At 31.2% G+C, this 19428-nt stretch carries 17 protein-coding genes, 2 tRNA genes and 1 rRNA gene; 12 read left to right on the top strand and 8 right to left on the bottom strand.

Annotation, left to right across the window (positions count from 1 at the left end):
* Positions 1–101: 101 nt before the first annotated feature.
* A complete protein-coding gene (locus CSPT_RS09060) occupies positions 102–278 on the top strand; it encodes a hypothetical protein (protein WP_161492213.1) in 177 nt (58 codons plus the stop codon).
* 13 nt (positions 279–291) lie between these two features.
* The gene (locus tag CSPT_RS04665; protein WP_089182533.1) at positions 292–537 is read left to right on the top strand and encodes a hypothetical protein; all 246 of its coding nucleotides are present in this window, start codon (positions 292–294) and stop codon (positions 535–537) included.
* A gap of 208 nt (positions 538–745) precedes the next feature.
* On the opposite strand, the gene CSPT_RS04660 is transcribed toward CSPT_RS04665, so the two are convergent.
* Positions 746–2455: an FMN-binding glutamate synthase family protein gene (locus CSPT_RS04660; protein WP_089182532.1), complete on the bottom strand. Its 1710-nt coding sequence runs from the start codon at positions 2453–2455 to the stop codon at positions 746–748.
* A gap of 549 nt (positions 2456–3004) precedes the next feature.
* Between CSPT_RS04660 and CSPT_RS04655 the strand changes: the two genes are divergently transcribed.
* The 4 genes from CSPT_RS04655 (at position 3005) to CSPT_RS04640 (ending at position 6222) form a co-directional block, all read left to right on the top strand.
* Positions 3005–4748, top strand: a 16S ribosomal RNA gene (locus CSPT_RS04655).
* 414 nt (positions 4749–5162) lie between these two features.
* A tRNA-Ala gene (locus CSPT_RS04650) sits at positions 5163–5238 on the top strand.
* A gap of 40 nt (positions 5239–5278) precedes the next feature.
* Positions 5279–5355: transfer RNA gene (locus tag CSPT_RS04645), tRNA-Ile, on the top strand.
* A 306-nt stretch (positions 5356–5661) separates the two neighbouring features.
* Positions 5662–6222: a hypothetical protein gene (locus CSPT_RS04640; RefSeq protein ID WP_089182531.1), complete on the top strand. Its 561-nt coding sequence runs from the start codon at positions 5662–5664 to the stop codon at positions 6220–6222.
* On the opposite strand, the gene CSPT_RS04635 is transcribed toward CSPT_RS04640, so the two are convergent.
* Positions 6203–6451: a hypothetical protein gene (locus CSPT_RS04635; RefSeq protein WP_089182530.1), complete on the bottom strand. Its 249-nt coding sequence runs from the start codon at positions 6449–6451 to the stop codon at positions 6203–6205. The two genes, CSPT_RS04640 and CSPT_RS04635, sit on opposite strands and share 20 nt — an antisense overlap.
* Before the next feature lie 168 nt (positions 6452–6619).
* Here CSPT_RS04635 and CSPT_RS04630 point away from each other — a divergent pair, with 168 nt between their 5' ends.
* The 3 genes from CSPT_RS04630 (at position 6620) to CSPT_RS04620 (ending at position 9443) form a co-directional block, all read left to right on the top strand.
* Complete coding sequence (locus CSPT_RS04630) at positions 6620–6835, top strand: hypothetical protein (protein WP_089182529.1); 216 nt, start codon at positions 6620–6622, stop codon at positions 6833–6835.
* Between the two features lie 551 nt (positions 6836–7386).
* Positions 7387–8547 carry a hypothetical protein gene (locus CSPT_RS04625; RefSeq protein ID WP_149051352.1) on the top strand — a complete coding sequence of 387 codons (1161 nt, stop codon included), beginning with the start codon at positions 7387–7389 and terminating at the stop codon, positions 8545–8547.
* A complete protein-coding gene (locus CSPT_RS04620; protein ID WP_089182527.1) occupies positions 8547–9443 on the top strand; it encodes a hypothetical protein in 897 nt (298 codons plus the stop codon). The genes CSPT_RS04625 and CSPT_RS04620 overlap by 1 nt, the downstream gene beginning before the upstream one ends.
* A gap of 26 nt (positions 9444–9469) precedes the next feature.
* Here CSPT_RS04620 and murD read toward each other — a convergent pair whose 3' ends face one another.
* Together murD and mraY are read right to left on the bottom strand one after the other, a co-directional pair.
* On the bottom strand, positions 9470–10666 hold the full coding sequence (murD, locus tag CSPT_RS04615) for a UDP-N-acetylmuramoyl-L-alanine--D-glutamate ligase (RefSeq protein ID WP_089182526.1): 1197 nt from the start codon (positions 10664–10666) through the stop codon (positions 9470–9472).
* Entirely contained in the window at positions 10666–11727 is a 1062-nt protein-coding gene (gene mraY, locus CSPT_RS04610) for a phospho-N-acetylmuramoyl-pentapeptide-transferase (RefSeq protein WP_089182525.1), read from the bottom strand. The genes murD and mraY overlap by 1 nt, the downstream gene beginning before the upstream one ends.
* Positions 11728–11805: 78 nt before the next feature.
* Here mraY and gpmI point away from each other — a divergent pair, with 78 nt between their 5' ends.
* Positions 11806–13281, top strand: coding sequence for a 2,3-bisphosphoglycerate-independent phosphoglycerate mutase (gene gpmI / locus CSPT_RS04605; protein WP_089182524.1), 1476 nt, complete (start codon positions 11806–11808; stop codon positions 13279–13281).
* Here the strand turns inward: gpmI and CSPT_RS04600 are convergent.
* Genes CSPT_RS04600 through CSPT_RS04585 form a run of 4 tightly spaced genes read right to left on the bottom strand, consistent with a single transcriptional unit; the run spans position 13274 to position 16909 of the window.
* Positions 13274–13747 carry a phosphatidylglycerophosphatase A family protein gene (locus CSPT_RS04600; protein WP_089182523.1) on the bottom strand — a complete coding sequence of 158 codons (474 nt, stop codon included), beginning with the start codon at positions 13745–13747 and terminating at the stop codon, positions 13274–13276. The genes gpmI and CSPT_RS04600 overlap by 8 nt on opposite strands.
* Positions 13748–13757: 10 nt before the next feature.
* Positions 13758–14924, bottom strand: a complete 1167-nt coding sequence (locus CSPT_RS04595; protein WP_235610042.1) for a sulfate adenylyltransferase — start codon at positions 14922–14924, stop codon at positions 13758–13760.
* Positions 14908–15792, bottom strand: a complete 885-nt coding sequence (locus tag CSPT_RS04590; RefSeq protein ID WP_089182522.1) for a response regulator — start codon at positions 15790–15792, stop codon at positions 14908–14910. Before CSPT_RS04590 ends, CSPT_RS04595 begins: the two co-directional genes overlap by 17 nt.
* Entirely contained in the window at positions 15767–16909 is a 1143-nt protein-coding gene (locus CSPT_RS04585; protein WP_089182521.1) for a bifunctional 2-C-methyl-D-erythritol 4-phosphate cytidylyltransferase/2-C-methyl-D-erythritol 2,4-cyclodiphosphate synthase, read from the bottom strand. Before CSPT_RS04585 ends, CSPT_RS04590 begins: the two co-directional genes overlap by 26 nt.
* Before the next feature lie 105 nt (positions 16910–17014).
* On the opposite strand from CSPT_RS04585, the gene thiC reads away from it, so the two are divergent.
* Both thiC and CSPT_RS04575 read left to right on the top strand, forming a co-directional pair.
* Positions 17015–18346, top strand: coding sequence for a phosphomethylpyrimidine synthase ThiC (thiC, locus tag CSPT_RS04580; protein ID WP_374188410.1), 1332 nt, complete (start codon positions 17015–17017; stop codon positions 18344–18346).
* Entirely contained in the window at positions 18339–19427 is a 1089-nt protein-coding gene (locus CSPT_RS04575) for an Mrp/NBP35 family ATP-binding protein (protein ID WP_089182519.1), read from the top strand. The genes thiC and CSPT_RS04575 overlap by 8 nt, the downstream gene beginning before the upstream one ends.
* Position 19428: the final 1 nt, after the last annotated feature.

Genomic DNA, 19428 nt, shown 5'->3' with positions numbered 1-19428 from the left:
GAAAATAAATATAAAAGAGATTAAAGATGGATTAGATGCATTATATCTTATTGGCGATATGGCTAATGAGTTGATATAGAAATTGTTATAAAGGAGCATAAATGCGTTATATACTTAGGATTTGTGGTATTAGCTTTAGTAACAACTTTAAAAAGCTTGAGGATGCTGGAATTATATCCTATATATCTGAAAAAGGAGATGATTTTGATTACTTTAAAAAACTATTAAATGTAACAAACTATTGGGGTGGAGTTATATTCTTACAACCATGTACTTGAACAAAGATATTGTTTGGGCTTTTTGTTAAATAATCATAGTGATGAGTTTTTGGTTGATGAAAGACATGCCGATTTATGGCTAACAGATGAAATAAGACAAAATATTAATAGTAGCAATGATTGGTTTAATTTTTTTATACAATATAGAGGTAAAGGTTGTGAAATATATCAAACTTATATAGGAGATATAAAGCGATTAAATCTTGGAGTAGAAGTAAAAAAACGCGAGGGAATTACACTCTCTAATATTCAAATTTAGTCGAATATTTTTCTGTATCATAATTTTTTATTAAAATTTCTCATTAAAATCATAAATTTTTAAAATGCTTAAATTTACATCTTGATATAGACAACAATTTAAGCATTTTAAAAATATTTTAATATTTATAATTTCTTTGAATTTTTAAATAGTTTTTATTGTTATTAATTCATTGTTTGATATAATGCCTTTAAATCCTAAAAGATTTTTATATTTCTTTATTGTGAATTTTTTCTTTAAAATAATCATCTATATTAAAGTAATATTCACCACTTCTACTTCTATATGTAATCATACTTTTATCAAATTTATCAAGGCTACTTATACCCATTATTTCCATTATTGTTTTTAAACTATCTAGCAGTCTATTGTGATAATTTGCAATGTGTTCTGACTTTTCATTTATAAGATACGAAAATCTTTTTTTCTTATCTTGCGTTGCCATGCCAACAGGACAAGTGTGTTTTCCAGCACCTGCACAAACTCTAGCTCTAATGCATCCGCCACTCATCATAAAGCCTCTTGCAATTCCAGTCAAATCGGCTCCTAAACATAATACTATGGCGACATCATCTGGTGTTAGAATTTTGCTACTAGCTATGATTTTCATATCATCCCTTAATGAAGCATCTTTTAACTCTTTATCTACTATATATAGTGCGTGTGCTATGCTTAGTCCAACAGATTCCATTAGTTCTAGCGGAGCAGCACCGCTTCCGCCATCACCACCATCAATGCTTATAAAATCTGGAAGCATTTTTCCATCTTTTTTGCGATTAGCTAAATTTTGGCACATTTTTTTAATTTCATTAATGTCTGAAACAACTATCTTAAATCCAACTGGCTTATCTGAAAGTTTTTTTAGTTTTTCGATAAAATCAAACAATTCATCATATGTTTTTGCATATGGAAATCTATTTGGACTAAAAAGATCAACGCCTTGAGGAACACCACGATAATAAGAAATTTCTGGCGAAATTTTAGTTCCTAGTAGCTTTCCTCCTGTTTGCTTTGCACCTTGAGCTATTTTTATTTCAGTTGCTTTACAAAATTTCATTACTTTTTGATATCTAAGTTCATCAAAGTTGCCATTTTCATCTCTTACGCCATATAATCCTGAGCCAATTTGAAATATTATATCTGCCACATCATCTGGTACATTTTGTGGAAATGCTTCTATAGGAGCATCCCAGTTTATTCTATAAAATTTAAGACTCTCTTTGTCTAAAACAAAGCTATCTTTGGCTTTACCTTTTAATGCCAAATCTTTATATTTTCTTGAAGCAACGGTGTGGTTAAATAGCTTTTTATATAAATGATAGATTTTTTTAGCACTTTCATCCGGATTTATTACTTCTAAATATTTTTCTCTCTCTAGTGTTAGTTTGTGCTTAAAAAAATAGTTGCTAGTAAGCGAACCCTCGCCTATATTGATAGGAAATTTGCCCTTTATTGCACCAAGGGAAAAAGCTCTTGTTGCTTCTGGGCTTAAGGCACCATCGCTCATTGCTGATCTAACAATGACAGATTTTGTTACAAATGGTATTTTGCAATCTTTATTTCCTATATTAACACTAAAATTATTGCTAACTTCATTTTTGTTTAAAACGCTTGATGAGTGTTTTAGCATAAATCTACTTCCGTCATATGCTTTTGAAACACTAAAAGACATAAGTAGATTATCTCCTTTTGCAGCTTTATAGACCCAATTTATCTTATCTCTAGATTCATAAAAATTTTCTTCGGCAAAATATTGCCTAAGCGGCTCTCTTAAAATTTCAAAAATATATCTAAATCTAGCAATAACAGGATAATTTATAAGTAGAGCCGATTTCCTTTGAACATATCTATCATAGACAAAAAGCATTGCTATATATAAAAGAATGATAAAAAATAAAATTTGTAAAATAATCATCATAATATTCCTTAAAAATAGTATCTTTAAATTAATATATAATTATATTGTAATAACATTTATTTCACCTAAAAAATAAATTCTAATTTCCCCCACAACCCCTTACTTTTTTCAGCTCCCTTTAAGCAATATTTCTATACAATTCAATTTCCGCTTCACAGAAAAACCTTTTAATCCTAAAAGATCTTTTTTTGTTGTTAAGTGTGTTTTTTAAATTAATATTGTTAAACATTTTTAGTCAATCTTTGAAATCTAAACAAGTGATCGATTGAGCCATCTACTTTTAGGCTTTCTTTGGAAAGTAAAAAGTAGTAAAAAATATAATTATTAATAATAAAGATTAAAAATCAAATTATTAAAAAATAAAAAGTTTTTAGATTAAAACTTCATAGTTATAGTTAGTGATTTACTTAAAGTTGTTAGGTTTAATTAAACCTTAATTTTATGATTTATTTAAAGCGTAGCTTTTAATAAATCTTTATAACTTTAGGTGGGTCAAGGGAGTGTTTACACTCCCTGTCGCAAAGATTAGCTTTGCTAATCTGCGAAGTAAATATGGAGAGTTTGATCCTGGCTCAGAGTGAACGCTGGCGGCGTGCCTAATACATGCAAGTCGAACGATGAAGTCCTAGCTTGCTAGGATGGATTAGTGGCGCACGGGTGAGTAATGTATAGCTAATCTGCCCCATAGAGAGGAACAACACTTAGAAATGAGTGCTAATACCTCATACTCCAATTATACATAAGTTTAATTGGGAAATGTAGCTCTTAATAATATATATCAAAGATAATTTATAAATAAAAAGTTATAAATATAACAATAAGCTTTTTTGAAGCTTTATATTAATAAAGCGAAAAAAAAGCAAAGCAGTTAGATTTAATAAATTTTTATAGCATTTAAAAATACAAAAGACTTAATTTTTAAATCTAAATATAAATTATTACTAATATTTTTAATAGTCATTTAGAAATATCTTAATATATATTATTAAGAGCTTTCGCTATGGGATGAGGCTATATTGTATCAGCTAGTTGGTAAGGTAATGGCTTACCAAGGCTATGACGCATAACTGGTCTGAGAGGATGATCAGTCACACTGGAACTGAGACACGGTCCAGACTCCTACGGGAGGCAGCAGTAGGGAATATTGCTCAATGGGGGAAACCCTGAAGCAGCAACGCCGCGTGGAGGATGACACTTTTCGGAGCGTAAACTCCTTTTCTTTGGGAAGAATAATGACGGTACCAAAGGAATAAGCACCGGCTAACTCCGTGCCAGCAGCCGCGGTAATACGGAGGGTGCAAGCGTTACTCGGAATCACTGGGCGTAAAGGACGCGTAGGTGGATAGATAAGTCTCTTGTGAAATCTAGTAGCTTAACTACTAAACTGCTTGGGAAACTATCTATCTAGAGTAAGGGAGAGGCAGATGGAATTCTTGGTGTAGGGGTAAAATCCGTAGATATCAAGAGGAATACTTATTGCGAAGGCGATCTGCTAGAACTTAACTGACACTAATGCGTGAAAGCGTGGGGAGCAAACAGGATTAGATACCCTGGTAGTCCACGCCCTAAACGATGTATACTGGTTGTTGCTGTGCTAGTCATGGCAGTAATCCACCTAACGGATTAAGTATACCGCCTGGGGAGTACGGTCGCAAGATTAAAACTCAAAGGAATAGACGGGGACCCGCACAAGCGGTGGAGCATGTGGTTTAATTCGAAGATACGCGAAGAACCTTACCCGGACTTGATATCTAACAAATCATCTAGAGATAGAAGAGTGTCTGCTTGCAGAAATGTTAAGACAGGTGCTGCACGGCTGTCGTCAGCTCGTGTCGTGAGATGTTGGGTTAAGTCCCGCAACGAGCGCAACCCACGTGTTTAGTTGCTAACAGTTAGGCTGAGCACTCTAAACAGACTGCCTTCGTAAGGAGGAGGAAGGTGTGGACGACGTCAAGTCATCATGGCCCTTATGTCCGGGGCGACACACGTGCTACAATGGCATATACAATAAGACGCAATATCGCGAGATGGAGCAAATCTATAAAATATGTCCCAGTTCGGATTGGAGTCTGCAACTCGACTCCATGAAGCCGGAATCGCTAGTAATCGTAGATCAGCCATGCTACGGTGAATACGTTCCCGGGTCTTGTACTCACCGCCCGTCACACCATGGGAGTTGATTTCACTCGAAGCCCAAATACCAAATTGGTTATGGTCCACAGTGGAATCAGCGACTGGGGTGAAGTCGTAACAAGGTAACCGTAGGAGAACCTGCGGTTGGATCACCTCCTTTCTAGAGTACAATGAATATTTCTCACAAAATATTCATCAAAGGAAAATTTTAGATTAGTATATAAACTAATCTACTCAATCATCCTTGTTTAGTTTTCAGAGATTGATGTTAATAAAGATATATAGTGCTAAAAAGAAATTATATAATTTAGATTTTACTTAAATAAAAAATAAAAGAATAATTTATTTTATTGTTTAAAGCTATCTAAAACAGAATATGTGAGCTTTATTCCGTTATCTATTCTCAGTTTTGCATAATATGTATTGGGGAATTAGCTCAGCTGGGAGAGTGTGGGCTTTGCACAATAAAAAGCAAACTGCTTTGCTTTTTAAGTGATTACTGTTGTGAGCAGAGCGAACCAGTAAGCATACTGCGTGCAATTTAGTTTATTTGCATAATAATATATATAAAGACGGGGAATTAGCTCAGCTGGGAGAGCGCCTGCTTTGCACGCAGGAGGTCAGCGGTTCGATCCCGCTATTCTCCACCATTCAGATAACATAATTAATCAAATATCCGTTATCCGTAAAGGGCCTATAGCTCAGCTGGTTAGAGTGCACCCCTGATAAGGGTGAGGTCATAAGTTCAAGTCTTATTAGGCCCACCATTATATCATTAATTAATTTTTTTAGTGCATTGTTGTAATAAAAATGTTTATCATATTTATATGCTTTAATTTTATCTCGTAAATAATTTATAATTCCAAATAAAAAATATTTCTATTTTATCTCCTTAAGTAAATTTCATCATATTTATATAAATAATTAAATTTAATCTATAGTTTTATATTTTTTACTGATTAAATATTAAAAAGTAGTAATGTATTAATCGTAATGCAGGGCTCTAAATACGGTGTAAAATATTATAAAGGTTTAGCCATGATGGATAAAAAACTAGCGAAATTTGTAGGTATATGCATGGGCGAATCATACCAGCTGGGCATTTAGAAAATCAAGCAGATAAAATAATAAATGCAAAAACTATGGCTCAAAAGAAAGCTGCTGCAACTTGGCAAAGCAAAGCATACAATGGTAGAAGCGATAAGCTAGCGTCAAACTTTGGCTTACCGCCATATCATTTTCGTTGTCGCACGGAGGTTGTGCCTGTGTGGGTGGAGGGTGTTGAAATAGATGGTGTAAAGATGAAAAACACTTCGCCACTAAGCAGGGATGAGAGCTTAAAGCACATTGATAAAATGGGAGTGGAGAGAGTTTGGAAAAAATCAAACACTCACATAAAAGATAAACATCAAATAAAACCCAGTGAGGCAATAAAAGCATTAAATAGTATAACAAAAATAGCACCAAATAAAGAAAAACCGCTATATACAAATGCAGTCAGTCAAAATGGCTATTTTATAGTATTTGATGGCGAAAAGCTAGTCAGCATGTATAAGCCTTCAAGAAATTTAAATGAATATTTTAAAGGCAACTCTAAAACGCTAGAGCAAGAAATTATTCATCTACGCTTTTGAAATAGTGATATTCTCCATCTTCATCTACTTTGGATGGTTCATCATTTTTAAACCATTCATCTATTATACAATCAGTATATTCGTCTAATTTTTCATTGTTGATATATTTTCCTTGAAATTCATCCTTATATATTGGTTCCCATGCTACGATTAGAAAATCATTATTGTAGCTCCATTTTCTCATTTCTTTTAGCAAGTCTTTTGTTGCTTCGATGTTTATTTGTCTCATTTATACTCCTTATACATTTTTTATTTATTTTTATGCTGTAATTATACATAAAAAATTAGCTATTGTCAAGAGTAAAATACATTTATATTGTATTTTTTTAAAATAAAATACATTTTTAATTAAGTTTTTGCTTTTTTATGATAAAATAAATAAAAAACAAGGAATAAAATGAAAATAAAAGACTTTGAAAAAAAGCTAGATGATATTGGTATAACAAAAAAAGACTTTGCTAATATTGTTGGTGCTGCGTATAATGGTATTATAAACTGGAATTCAAAAGGAGAAACACCAAAATGGGTGGATAGCTGGATGGATAATTATATAGAAGCTAAAAAATATAATATAATAAAGAATACAGTGTTAGACATAGAAGAAGAAAAATAATTTTAAATTTTCATGTTTTAAAAATTCTCATTTTTTGCATTTTTGGATAAATTATGGTGAAAAATGAGAAAATCTTTAACAATTTTCGTGAGATATATCATTGGACTAGAAAAAAAGCAAGTGGAAAAAGATATGTGCAAATGCGGAATCAGACAAAGATTTGAAAAATAAGCTCTAAGCACTAACACAACGGAAAAAAATAGCAAATACTGAGAATGATGTCGGTGTGGGTTGAGTGCGTGGGATTTTTAGAAAAAATCAGCCCATTTTTGCATTTTATTGTAGTTTATATTTTTTGTTTAAATATCAAAAAAAAATGGTTAAATTATTTATTTTAACTAGCAAAAAATAATAATACATAAGATTAAAATAAGAATAATGAGTTATTTAAGCTTAAAAAGCTATTTTTGTATCAAAATGCTTAAGTTTTATTACAAAAACTACTTCAAGATATATGTTTATACCAAAAAAAAAGGGGGGGGGGTTTCTATATAGGATCTAAAGCCATTAATAGCGATGAGCTTAGCGATGCCAGGGCTAGAGGGGAGCAGATGGTATCAAAACAAAGTGAATTTAGTGATGTGGCAGGAGAAGATATAAACGGTGATAACTTTGTGATGAAAGATGGCAGTAAAGCTAGGGAGCTAGGGGTAGAGTTGCCCCCTGCTCTACACTCAGATCTAGATAAAAATACCTACCCTGACGGGGCTGGTGCAAAAGCACATTCCCTAGCTACTAATGAAAGTATACCACAAAAAACTAAATCACAGATTATAGATGATATAAGCGACGATAACTTTGTGATGAGAGAAGCCTCACAAGAACCACAAAGAAATATTATGCAAACATTTACGCCCGACGAATGGATAAACAAACTTTCAGAGATTTTACCCGGTGAATGGGTGGAAAATTTAACAAAACTAGCCAAAAAACACCCCGAAATGTTTAAAAGCGAAGCAGATGTTTTTAGAGTGATAAAAGAAATTAAAGACAATCCTACGCATTTTTTTAAAAATTATGATGATGAAGTTGCTTTAATGGGGAAAAATATAGATGATAAATTTGCAAACATTGGGATAAAAAAAGAAAACGGTGAGATAATACACGCAAATAAAAATAAAACTAAAGATTTAGAGAGATTACAACGCAGAAATAACGAAATGCTGACAGGGACGCCACTTCCTGCAACCACTCAAAGCAAAGCTTCTATGGGAGGCGATTTATTACAGCATTCCGATAAAAATATTGTAACACAAAAAGCTACAAATGAAGTTTTATTGAAAAATGACTTTGAAAACATAAAAACTTTTGATGATGTTAAAAATAACTTTTTAGCAGATATGAAACTAAAAGATGATGATATAACACTTCAAAACACTAAAAAGACTTGGAGTGATGAGTTATATGGCAAAAAAGATAGCACTGCTTTAAAGATAAATGGCAAAAAAGTGCCGCTTTCTGAAGTAGAACAATATGCACTAAAAAATGAGATAGATCCTATCAAAAAAGAGATTTTAAAAAAAGAGATCATTTATGAAAAACTAAAAGATGATTTCACAAAAAAACAAAAAGAGTTAAGTAAAATCAAAAATGAAAAAGATTTGCAAAAAGCAAATATAGAGTTAAAAGATATGGCAAAAAACATAAAAGAATTTGAGTTAAAAAATATGAATGATGATGGAAAAATAATAAGTGATTTGGAGATATGCTAATGAAATGTCCTGGAAAAATTACAAAAGAAAAAACAGACAGCGTTTTTGATACTTTTAAAAATATAAGCGATAAATACGATAACTTCATAGATGATTTGTGGCAAAAAGGAGCTGATAAGCTAAGAGAAGGCGAAGAAAAACTAGCAAATAATAGCCCTAGGGCAAAAGAGTGGCTAAGTTTGCGTTCATATACAAAAGAATTAGATGAGCTAATATATGATTTTAAAACCACAAAATCTGCAATATATTCAAAGGTAAATAGCATTAAAGACGCACTTAGCTCACTAAGTAAAGATGATAATGCACAGCTCGTAAAAGCACTTGATGGAATGATAAAAAAAGATGAGTTAAGTGAGCATTTAAAGGATACTTATACAAAAATAAGAGCCATAATAGACAAAAATGCGAGTGATCTAGTCGAAGCTGGTGCGTTAAAAAGTGAAAATGTGATACAAGACTATATAAAACACTACTTTCATAAATCAGTGCAAGATAAAAGAAATGCGATGAAAATAGCTCATAATAAGCTTTTTGCTAGAAAAAATCTAACAGATGATGAAAAAATAGCTCTTGGTATGCTTGAAGATGGGGATTTTGCAATAGCAAATACGATAAAAGAGCAAAAAGAACAACTACTCATAGCAAATACTCTAAAAAGTATCGCCGATAAATTTGGCAAAGACGAGATGTTTGATGGTGCAATAAGAGTAAGTGATGAGAGTGTTGGTGGCGGGATATATAAATATGGTGCTTTGGCTGGTAAATATGTGGATGAAAGTCTTTATAAAGCACTAATTGAAGGAGATGTGTTAAAAAACGAACTTCACTGGTTTAATGAAAGCTATTTCCAACTAATAGACCGCATAAAAGTAAATGTAGATGTAAAAATATTTTGAAGCATTTTTTATATTTAATATCAAATTTATAGTAAATTGATAAATTTTTTAAATTCATCGCCTCTTTGTGCGTATGAACTAAACTGATCTAAACTAGCACAAGCAGGGCTTAGCAGACCAACTTCATTCTCTTTTTTCATAGTTTTAGATATCTCTTTTACAGCTATATCTAAAAATTCACATTTAAAAGCTTTTAAGTTAAATTTAGCCGATAAATTTATAATTTTATTTGTATTTGAGCCTATGGCGTAAATTACAGCATTTTGTTTGCTCAAAATTTCGAAAATTTCACTTAAATCCACGCCTTTATCATCGCCACCAATTATTGCATGAATTTTAAATTCTTTGTATCGTTTAAAAGCTTGCAAGGCTGCGTCGATATTCGTAGCTTTTGTATCATTTACCCAAAGTCTGCCAAACTTATCTTTAATTTCTTCTAATTTATTTGGTTCTATTATAAAATTATTTAAAAATTCAAAATCTGCTTTATCAAAAAGTATTTTTTCTATACAAAGTGCCATTAAAGCGTCCATTAAAAATGGTGTTTTAAAGGTTAAATTTTTACTTTCTACGCCACAAATTTTCTCTAAATCTTTTTCGTCTTCGTAGTATAAAATTTGTGCCAAACTTTCAATGCCTTTGTATTTTTTAGGCAAAATTGCAACAGAACCTTCTTTCATAGATAAAACTGGTTTTAACTTGGCTTTTTCATACTCTTGCATACTTCCGTGCCAACTTATATGATCTGGCGTAATTGGTAACAAAACATATACATTAGGTGAAGCAAGCTTTGTATAATGAAGCGTAAAAGAACTTGTTTCTAAAATCCATATTTTTGCATTTTTGTTTAATGTAGCAAGTGGATTTCCTACATTTCCGCCCATATCTGAGCCATATTTTTCTAGTAAAAACTGAGTCATTTTTGTAGTAGTTGTTTTGCCATTTGTTCCACTTATCCATACGCTTACTGGCATAATATCTTTAAAATAATCATATTCACTTATTAAATTTCTAGCATTTTTAACTAAATTATGAGTAGGCGGAAATCCCGGACTCGGAATTTCAAGCTTACTTTTTGATGCGTCAAATTTATCTGTTGGTAAAAGCAAATTTCTATATTCGTCTTGAGAAATTTCCTTAAACTTATCATCATAAATATCCCACCCACCAGTTTTTGCGAGTGCTTTTGTAGTTAGTGCGTATCCAAATAGTGATTTTTTCATTATCTAAGCTTTAATGCAGTAAGTGCAACTAAATTTGCAAGTAGGGCAATTAGCCAAAATCTAATTATTATTTTGTTTTCAACCCAACCTTTTATCTCAAAATGATGGTGTATTGGAGCCATTAAAAATATACGTTTTTTAAATATTTTAAAGCTTCCAACTTGCAATATCACAGAAACCGTTTCCATTACAAAAACAAATCCTATGATTATTAGCAAAAACTCATTTTTACTCATAATACCAACAAGTCCTATGAATGAACCCATGCTAAGACTCCCACTATCCCCCATAAAAACCTCAGCTGGATAGCAATTAAACCATAAAAATCCTATCAAAGCACCCATTAATGCACAAGTAACTATGATAACCTCTCCAAGACCTTGAATACTTGGCAAAAATAGATAATTGCTAAAAACTATGTGTCCGCTAAGATATGAAAATACGCTTAGGCTTAAAAGTGCAAATATGCTAGGAACCGTTGCAAGTCCATCAAGTCCATCTGTTAAATTTACAGCATTTGAACTTGCGACTATTACAACTACCCAAAAAACAACTGAAAAGAACTCTATATTTAATATAGGGTATTTGTAAAATGGTATGAAAAGTTCCGTATTTGCACCATTTGTAAACAGCACAATGCTTACCACAAAAGCAAAAAGTATTTGAAGTGTAAATTTACCTTTTGGTGTTAAGCCAGCGTGATTGCTGTTTTTTATGATCTTATTATAATCATCAATGAAGCCTATAGAACAAAATAAAAATAGACATAAAATAGAAGCTATTACATAAAAATTATCAAGTCTTGCACAAAGTAAACTAGCAATTATGGTTGAAAATATAAAAACAAGTCCACCCATGGTCGGAGTTTTATTTTTTGTTTGGTGTGTTTTTGGTGCAAGTTCATATATAGGCTGATCTGCATGTTTTTGTTTTGCCCATCTTATAAATTTAGGCATAAAAAAGATTGTAAAAACAAAAGCTATAAAAAAAGCAAATCCGGCTCTAACTGTGGTGTATTGGAATAAATTTATATTTAAAAATGTATATAAATAATAAAACATAATAACCTTTATTGATAAAAAGTTAAATTTTAGTATAATAATGCTAAAAAATAATTAAATTTTATAAAGAAAAAAGCAATGAATCAAAAAACAATTTTAATAATAACAGATGGTATAGGATTTAATCCTAAAAACAAATTTAATGCGTTTGCAAATGCTAAAAAACCTACTTATGATTATCTTTTTAAAAATGTTCCAAATTCTCTTTTAAAAACAAGCGGCAAGAGTGTAGGTCTTCCCGATGGACAGATGGGAAATAGCGAAGTAGGGCATATGACAATAGGAAGTGGTAGAGTTTTATATCAAAATTTAGTAAAGATAAATATGGCTATAGAAGATGGATCGTTAAAACAAAATACTGCTTTAAATTTGATAGCAAAAAAATGCAAAAGAGTGCATATTATAGGTCTTTATAGTGATGGCGGTGTCCATGGTATGGATAATCATTTCGATGAGATAGCTAGTATTTATGAAAGTTTTGGACTTGAAGTATGGGAACATGCAATAACAGATGGTAGGGATGTCTCTCCAACAAGTGGGGCTAAATTTATAAAAAAATTAGAGCAAAAGCAGAGTAAAAATAAAAAAATAGCCACGATTTGTGGCAGGTTTTATGCAATGGATAGAGATAAAAGATGGGATAGAGTGCAAAAAGCCTATGAAAATATGATTTTTGTTAATAATCATTCAAATTTATCGCCAAGTAAATATTTAGAAAAATCATATGAAAACAATATCACAGATGAGTTTATAGAGCCAGCAAGTTTTAATGGTTTTGATGGCATAAAAAAAGATGATGGGGTTGTGTTTATAAATTTTAGAAATGATAGAGCAAGGGAAATTTGCTCAGCTCTAGCTTATGAAAATTTTAGCGAATTTAAAAGAGAATTTGTGGTTAAAAACTTAATAACTATGACAAATTACGATGATAGTTTTGATTTTGAAGTTATTTTTGATAAAGATGATATCAAAGATACATTAAGCGAGATTATATCCAAAAATGGTCTTAGACAATTTCATTGTGCAGAAACGGAAAAATACGCACATGTGACATTCTTTTTTAATGGTGGAAAAGAAGATGTTTTGCCAAATGAAACTAGAATTTTAGTTCCTAGTCCAAAGGTTAAAACATATGATGAAATGCCGCAAATGAGTGCTTATGAAGTTTGTGAAGCTACGCTAAAAGCTATAAAAGATGGATTTGATTTTATAGTTGTAAATTTTGCAAATGGTGATATGGTTGGTCACACTGGAAATTATGAAGCATCTATAAAAGCTGTTGAAGCTGTTGATGAGTGCTTAGGAAAGATAATTAAACTTGCAAAAGAACAAAATTATGCTTATGTGCAAATAAGTGATCATGGTAATTGCGAAGCTATAAAAGATAAAAATTTAAATACCCTTACAAACCATACAACTTTTGATGTATTTTGTTTCATTTTAGCAAATGGAGTAAAAACTGTAAAAAACGGCGGCTTAAGTAATGTCGCACCAAGTATTCTTAAAATAATGGGAATTACTTGCCCAAAAGTTATGGATGAGCCTCTTATATAGCTGGTAAAATAATGCCAAAATATATTAGTGCTTTAAGTGTTATTAAAACACTAAGCCCAGCAAAAAATCCAGCTAACATATCATCTCCCATTACTCCCAAACCGCCTTTTACCTCTCTATCTATGCGTCCTATAACAGATGGTTTATAAATATCAAAAAGTCTAAAATAAATAATACCAAGTATAAAACCAAACAAAGAAAGACCACACATTGATAAAGTTAGCCAAATACCTGCAACTTCATCTATAACTATGCAAGAATTATCATGAGAATTTGTCTCTTTTTCATATTCTTTTATCGGATTAATAGCAGCAACAAATACTAGAATAGATAAAAGAGCTAGTGTATTAGCACCTAAAAATTTAAGTATAAAATACGCTACCACAGCTCCAGCCAGTGTTCCAAAAGTTCCTGGTGCAAAAGGTACTAAACCGCTATAAAAAAATGTAAGAAATAGTTTTCTCATATAATAATCCTTAGTTCATTATTGGTGTTTGATAAAGCTTCATAAGTGCTATATAAAAATCTTTTTCATCGTGTTTTTCTAAAATACCCTTGTTTGCAAATAAATTATCGTAAATTTTTTGTATATCTTTAAATCTATTTGGAAAAAGCTCACTTAGTATGAGTGCTGAAATGTCACTTCTCATAAGGATAGATGGCGGCATAATTCCATTATAAAGCAAATCTCTTAAAGTTTTTGTGCGATATTTTATATGATGATGTGCACCATGCGGGCAACTTCTTGTGCTAACTAAACATTTACACTCATTGCAATATACAAACTCTGGCATAACGATGATTTCTATATTTAATTCTTTTTTATATATATCTAAGGCTGTATGTGGTGTATTGCCATCATAAAACATACCTATACCACCATGATTTTGTCCAACTACAAGTTTATTTGCACCAAAATTATGCGCTGCAATGCACTCTAATGCTGGATCTACATGATCTTTGAAAAAAAATGTATTTTCAAAAGCTACTATTTCTATTTTATCTGCCGGTAGATATTTTCTTGCAAAATATTTTAGTGTTTTTACTCTTAAATCAAACTCAAGTTTATCTTCTGATAAAGTTCTTATTAAAAATATTATTACAAGATCTGCCTTGTCTATCATGATTCTTATAAGTCTTTCGTGGGCTCTATGAATCGGATTTGCCCTTAGCATAACTGCACTGATTTTTTTAAGATTGTTATTTTTGATTTTTTTAAAAATTTTATCTTTTGTCTCTTCTAGTGAGGTATCAAATACCCGTATTTCACCACTTACTGCGTATTTTCCATATTTTAAATTTTTATTTGCTTTAAGTGTATCTACTAAAAATATCGACTTATCGGCTATTTCTTTTTTTGTTTTATACACACTTTCTACTTTTATATACCCTACTTTTTTATCATTTAAAACAAGCTCTAGCGTATCTTTGCTTTTTAAATTTTGCAATTCATCTTCACACCCACTTGGCGCAAAAACATAAGTAAATGGACTTGGTTCATCTTTAAATTTACCGCTTATAGCAATTTTTGCCTCATCTTCATTCATTAGCTTAGTAAATTTACCTAAAATTCCGTTTTCTATGAGTGATAGTATGCCATACTCAGTTTTATTTATATTTATGGATTTATTTTTGGATTCCATATTTTTTTCTCTTTTCCCATAATGATTTTCTTGACATTCCTAGTTTTTTTGCAAGGTCTGTATCACTATATTTATTTTGATATTTTGATATAGCAAGTTTTGTGTAATCATCAATGCTTAAAATTTCATTTATATCTAAATTACTATCTTCTACGGGTATATCTATGATTTGACAATCTGCTTTTTCAAGTAAATTTGTAGTTGATATAATTACTTGTTTTTTTGCACAAATTTCTAAAACTTCCATCTTTTCTTTATCTTTTAAAGATTGAAAATTTATTAGATATAACAAATTTTTACCAATACGACTTTTAAGCTTTTCTAAAGAGTTGTTGTTTTTTAAATCAATTTGCTCAAAAGCTATATCTAAATTTATTGTATAAAATAGCGCAAAACTATCTGAGTTTTGAGTTTTTATACTGCGAATTAAAACAGGTAGTTTTAGTTTTTTTAATTCATGTTCTTTTAAATATGGTGATATTAAATTATTTTTAAAATAATTTTTATATGTTGTATTTAGCATTTTTAGTTTGTGATAATTTATAAAATACTCTATTTTTCTAATAAGTTCTTCCATTATGAAAGGTTTTTGTATATAATCATGTGCTCCAAGTTCTATTGGTCTTAAAACAGTATCATTGCTAATATATGTTATCATTATTATGATAATTGAGTCTTTGTTTTCTGTTATAATTTGCTCAAATTTTTTATTTGAAAAACTTGTTGATAATAAAATTATATCAAAAAATTCATTTTTATCATAATCATTTTCGCTTTCTAAAATTTTACATTCAAACCCAAATTTACTGAGTTTCGAAGCTATGCTTTGTGCTAAATATATCTCATTTTCTACTATTAAAACTTTCATACTTTGTCCAATCAAAAAATTTTAAATTTACATTTGCTAATGCTGCAATCCCTTCTTTTTTTCCTATAAATCCTAAATGTTCTGTTGTTGTTGCTTTGATATTAACTCTATTTTGTGTTAAATTTAAAGTATTTGCTATATTTTTTTCCATTTTATCTTTATAAGATGATAGTTTTGGCTCTTGTGCTATTATAGTTATGTCTAAATTTATAATCTCAAATCCAACTTTTTTTATCATAGTATTTGCGATATCTAAAAGCTTTATTGAGCTTATATCTTTAAATTTATCATTATTATCTGGAAAAAGCTCCCCAATATCTCCTAAAGATGCTGCTCCGAGCATAGCATCAATTAATGCATGAATTCCAACATCTCCATCAGAATGAGCTATTATGCCTTTTTCATGTGGTATTTTTTCTCCACAAATCACTAATGTTTTATCATTATTTTGGCTAAATTTATGCACATCAAATCCATTTCCACTAAATATATCGTTTGATGGTTTTGGCAAATTTAAGTTTAGCAAATCATCATAATATGTTATTTTATTTGCGTCTTTATTTCCCTCAACATACCAAATTTTGCCGCCAACTGCTTTTATGGCTGAGCTATCATCTGTGTATATTGTGTCGCTTTGCAAAGCTTTTTTTAGCATACTTGTTTTTGATAATTGCGGCGTTTGAATGAGTTTTAATTTTTCTCTATTTATGCTTTCTTCTTCAAAATATACAGTATCGCTAACTTTTAGAGCCGGAACAACGCAATCAGCGTTATTTAATCCTTCAATAAGTTTTAAAAATAGTTCTCTACTAATGCAAGGTCTTGCTATATCAGTTACCAAAACAAATTCGCTATTTACTTGATCTAGTGCGTTTTTTAATGAATCTTGTCTAGTTTCGCCACCTTTTATAAATTTAAAATTATTTGTAAATTTACTCATATATTCGCATTCATTGCTTACTATAAAAACATCTTTAAAAGGGTAAAAATTACATAAATTTTGAGTTGCATATAGCCAAAGAGGAGTATCGTTTAGCCTTATCCACTGCTTTTTTACAGGTAGAGCAAATCTACTTGATGAGCCTGCGCCAAGCATTATTAAAGATATATCAAGCATTATCATTCCTTTATATATTAACAAATAATTATTATACATTACAAAAGCTGTTTTTTAGCTTTTTATTGATATATTTGATAGTTATTTTTTTATAGGAAAATGTATATGCGAGATACTAAAAATACTTTTGGAAAAACACAGCTTTATTACGCTAAAAACGGCATAATAACTGATGAAATGAAATATGTTGCAAAAGCTGAAAGCTTGGATGAAAATTTAGTTATGCAAGAAATTGCAAAAGGTTCTTTGATAATACCTGCAAATATCAATCATGCCCATTTAAAACCAATTGGTATAGGCGTTGCAACAAAATGCAAAGTAAATGCAAATATCGGCTCATCTAGTTTAGCTAGCAATATAGATGAAGAGGTTGAAAAACTTAATATTTCTATAAAATACGGAGCGGATACTGTTATGGATCTTTCAACTGGTGGCGATTTAAACGCTATTAGAGAAGCTATCATAAAAGCATCATCAGTTCCAATAGGCACGGTTCCAATGTATCAAATCATCCACGATGTTGGAAATATTGAAAATTTAGATATAAAAACTATGCTTAATGTCATAGAAAATCAAGCAAAGCAGGGCGTTAGTTATTTTACTATACATGCTGGGTTTAAGCTAGAATTTATGCCACTTGTTTCAAAAAGAAAGATGGGTATAGTAAGTAGAGGAGGAAGCTTGATGGCATCGTGGATGATGCACTATCACAAAGAAAATCCATTTTATACCGCTTTTGATGAAATTTGTGAAATATGTGCTAAATATGATGTTTCGTTATCTCTTGGAGATAGTTTGCGTCCAGGCTGTCTTTATGATGCTAGTGATGAGGCTCAAATTAGTGAATTAAAAGTTTTAGGTGAGCTTGCAAAAAGAGCTTATGAAAAAGATGTTCAAGTTATGATAGAAGGTCCTGGTCACATTCCGTTAAATCAAATTGAGTATAATGTCAAGTTAGAGCAAGAGCTTTGCAATAATGCACCATTTTATGTTCTTGGTCCACTTGTTAGCGATATTGGTGCTGGGTATGATCATATCACAAGTGCGATTGGCGGTGCATTGGCAGCATATCATGGCGTTAGTATGCTTTGTTATGTTACGCCAAAAGAACATTTAGGTTTGCCAAATGCAAAAGATGTTAGAGAGGGGCTTATTGCTCATAAAATAGCAGCACACGCAGCAGATATAGCACGAAATAGAGTAGGTGCTATACAAAGAGATCATGCTATGAGTGATGCTAGGTATAATTTTGATTGGAATAAACAGTTTGAACTTGCGTTAGATCCAGATAGAGCAAGAGAGTATCATGATGAATCTCTTCCTCAAGATGTATTTAAAGAAGCTGAGTTTTGTTCAATGTGTGGACCAAAATTTTGTGCTTATAAGATAAGCAAAGAGATAGCAAAAAAAGAGTGCAAGGAGTATCCAAATGGATAAAAATGAAATTTTAGAAAAGTTAAAACAGGTTATTTATCCTGGTTTTGAAAAAAGTATAGTTGATTTTGGTTTTGTAAAAGAGATTAAAACTGATGATAGTATTAGTATAAATTTGCAAATAGTATCATCAAATCCAGAAGTTGCAGACAAAATAAGAAATGATATAAAAGCACTTTTAGGAGAAGTTGTTATAAATATAGCTCAACCAGAAATTCCAAAAGAGCAAAGCAACACAAGAAGTGGTAAAAACTTAGCACCACAAATCAAAAGTTTTGTAATGGTAAGTAGTGGAAAAGGTGGTGTTGGCAAAAGCACAACTACGCTAAATTTAGCTATATCTTTAGCAAAACTCGGTAAAAAAGTTGGTCTTATGGACGCAGATATTTATGGTCCAAATATACCAAGAATGCTTGGTGTTGAAAATGAAAAACCATATGCCATTGGTAATAAAATAGAACCGATTAAAACTCATGGCATAGAGATGATAAGCATGGGAAATTTAATGGACAGTGGCTCTGCTTTGATATGGAGAGGTGCTATGATTATGAAAGTTATAGATCAACTCTTAAGAGATGTTGCTTGGGGTGATTTAGATGTGCTTTTATTTGATATGCCTCCAGGAACAGGAGATGCACAAATCAGTCTTGCTCAAAGCGTGCCAGTAACTGCTGGAATTTGCGTAACAACTCCACAAACTGTTGCACTTGATGATAGTGCTAGAGCTCTTGATATGTTTGAAAAACTTCATATTCCTATAGCTGGAGTTATAGAAAATATGAGTGGTTTTATAGCACCAGATACTGGAAAAGAATATGATATATTTGGAAAAGGCGGTGCAAAAAAACTATGCGAAAGATATAAAACTGAAATTCTCTCAGAAATTCCAATAGAACCATCCATAAGAGAGGGTGGAGATAGTGGAAAACCTATAAGTTTTTATGAGCCAAATTCAGTAAGTGCTAAAAGATATTTAGATGGAGCTGAGAAGCTTATAAAAATTATAGAAGATATAAACTCCAAAGGCGGAGCAGACAACTCTGCAATTCAACCCGATATGAGCGGTAAAGCACACTGTCATTAGT

Source organism: Campylobacter sputorum subsp. sputorum (assembly GCF_008245005.1).
Lineage (GTDB): Bacteria > Campylobacterota > Campylobacteria > Campylobacterales > Campylobacteraceae > Campylobacter_F > Campylobacter_F sputorum.
The sequence above is the reverse complement of the archived record's forward strand: the minus strand, read 5'-3'. Positions and strand labels throughout refer to the sequence as shown.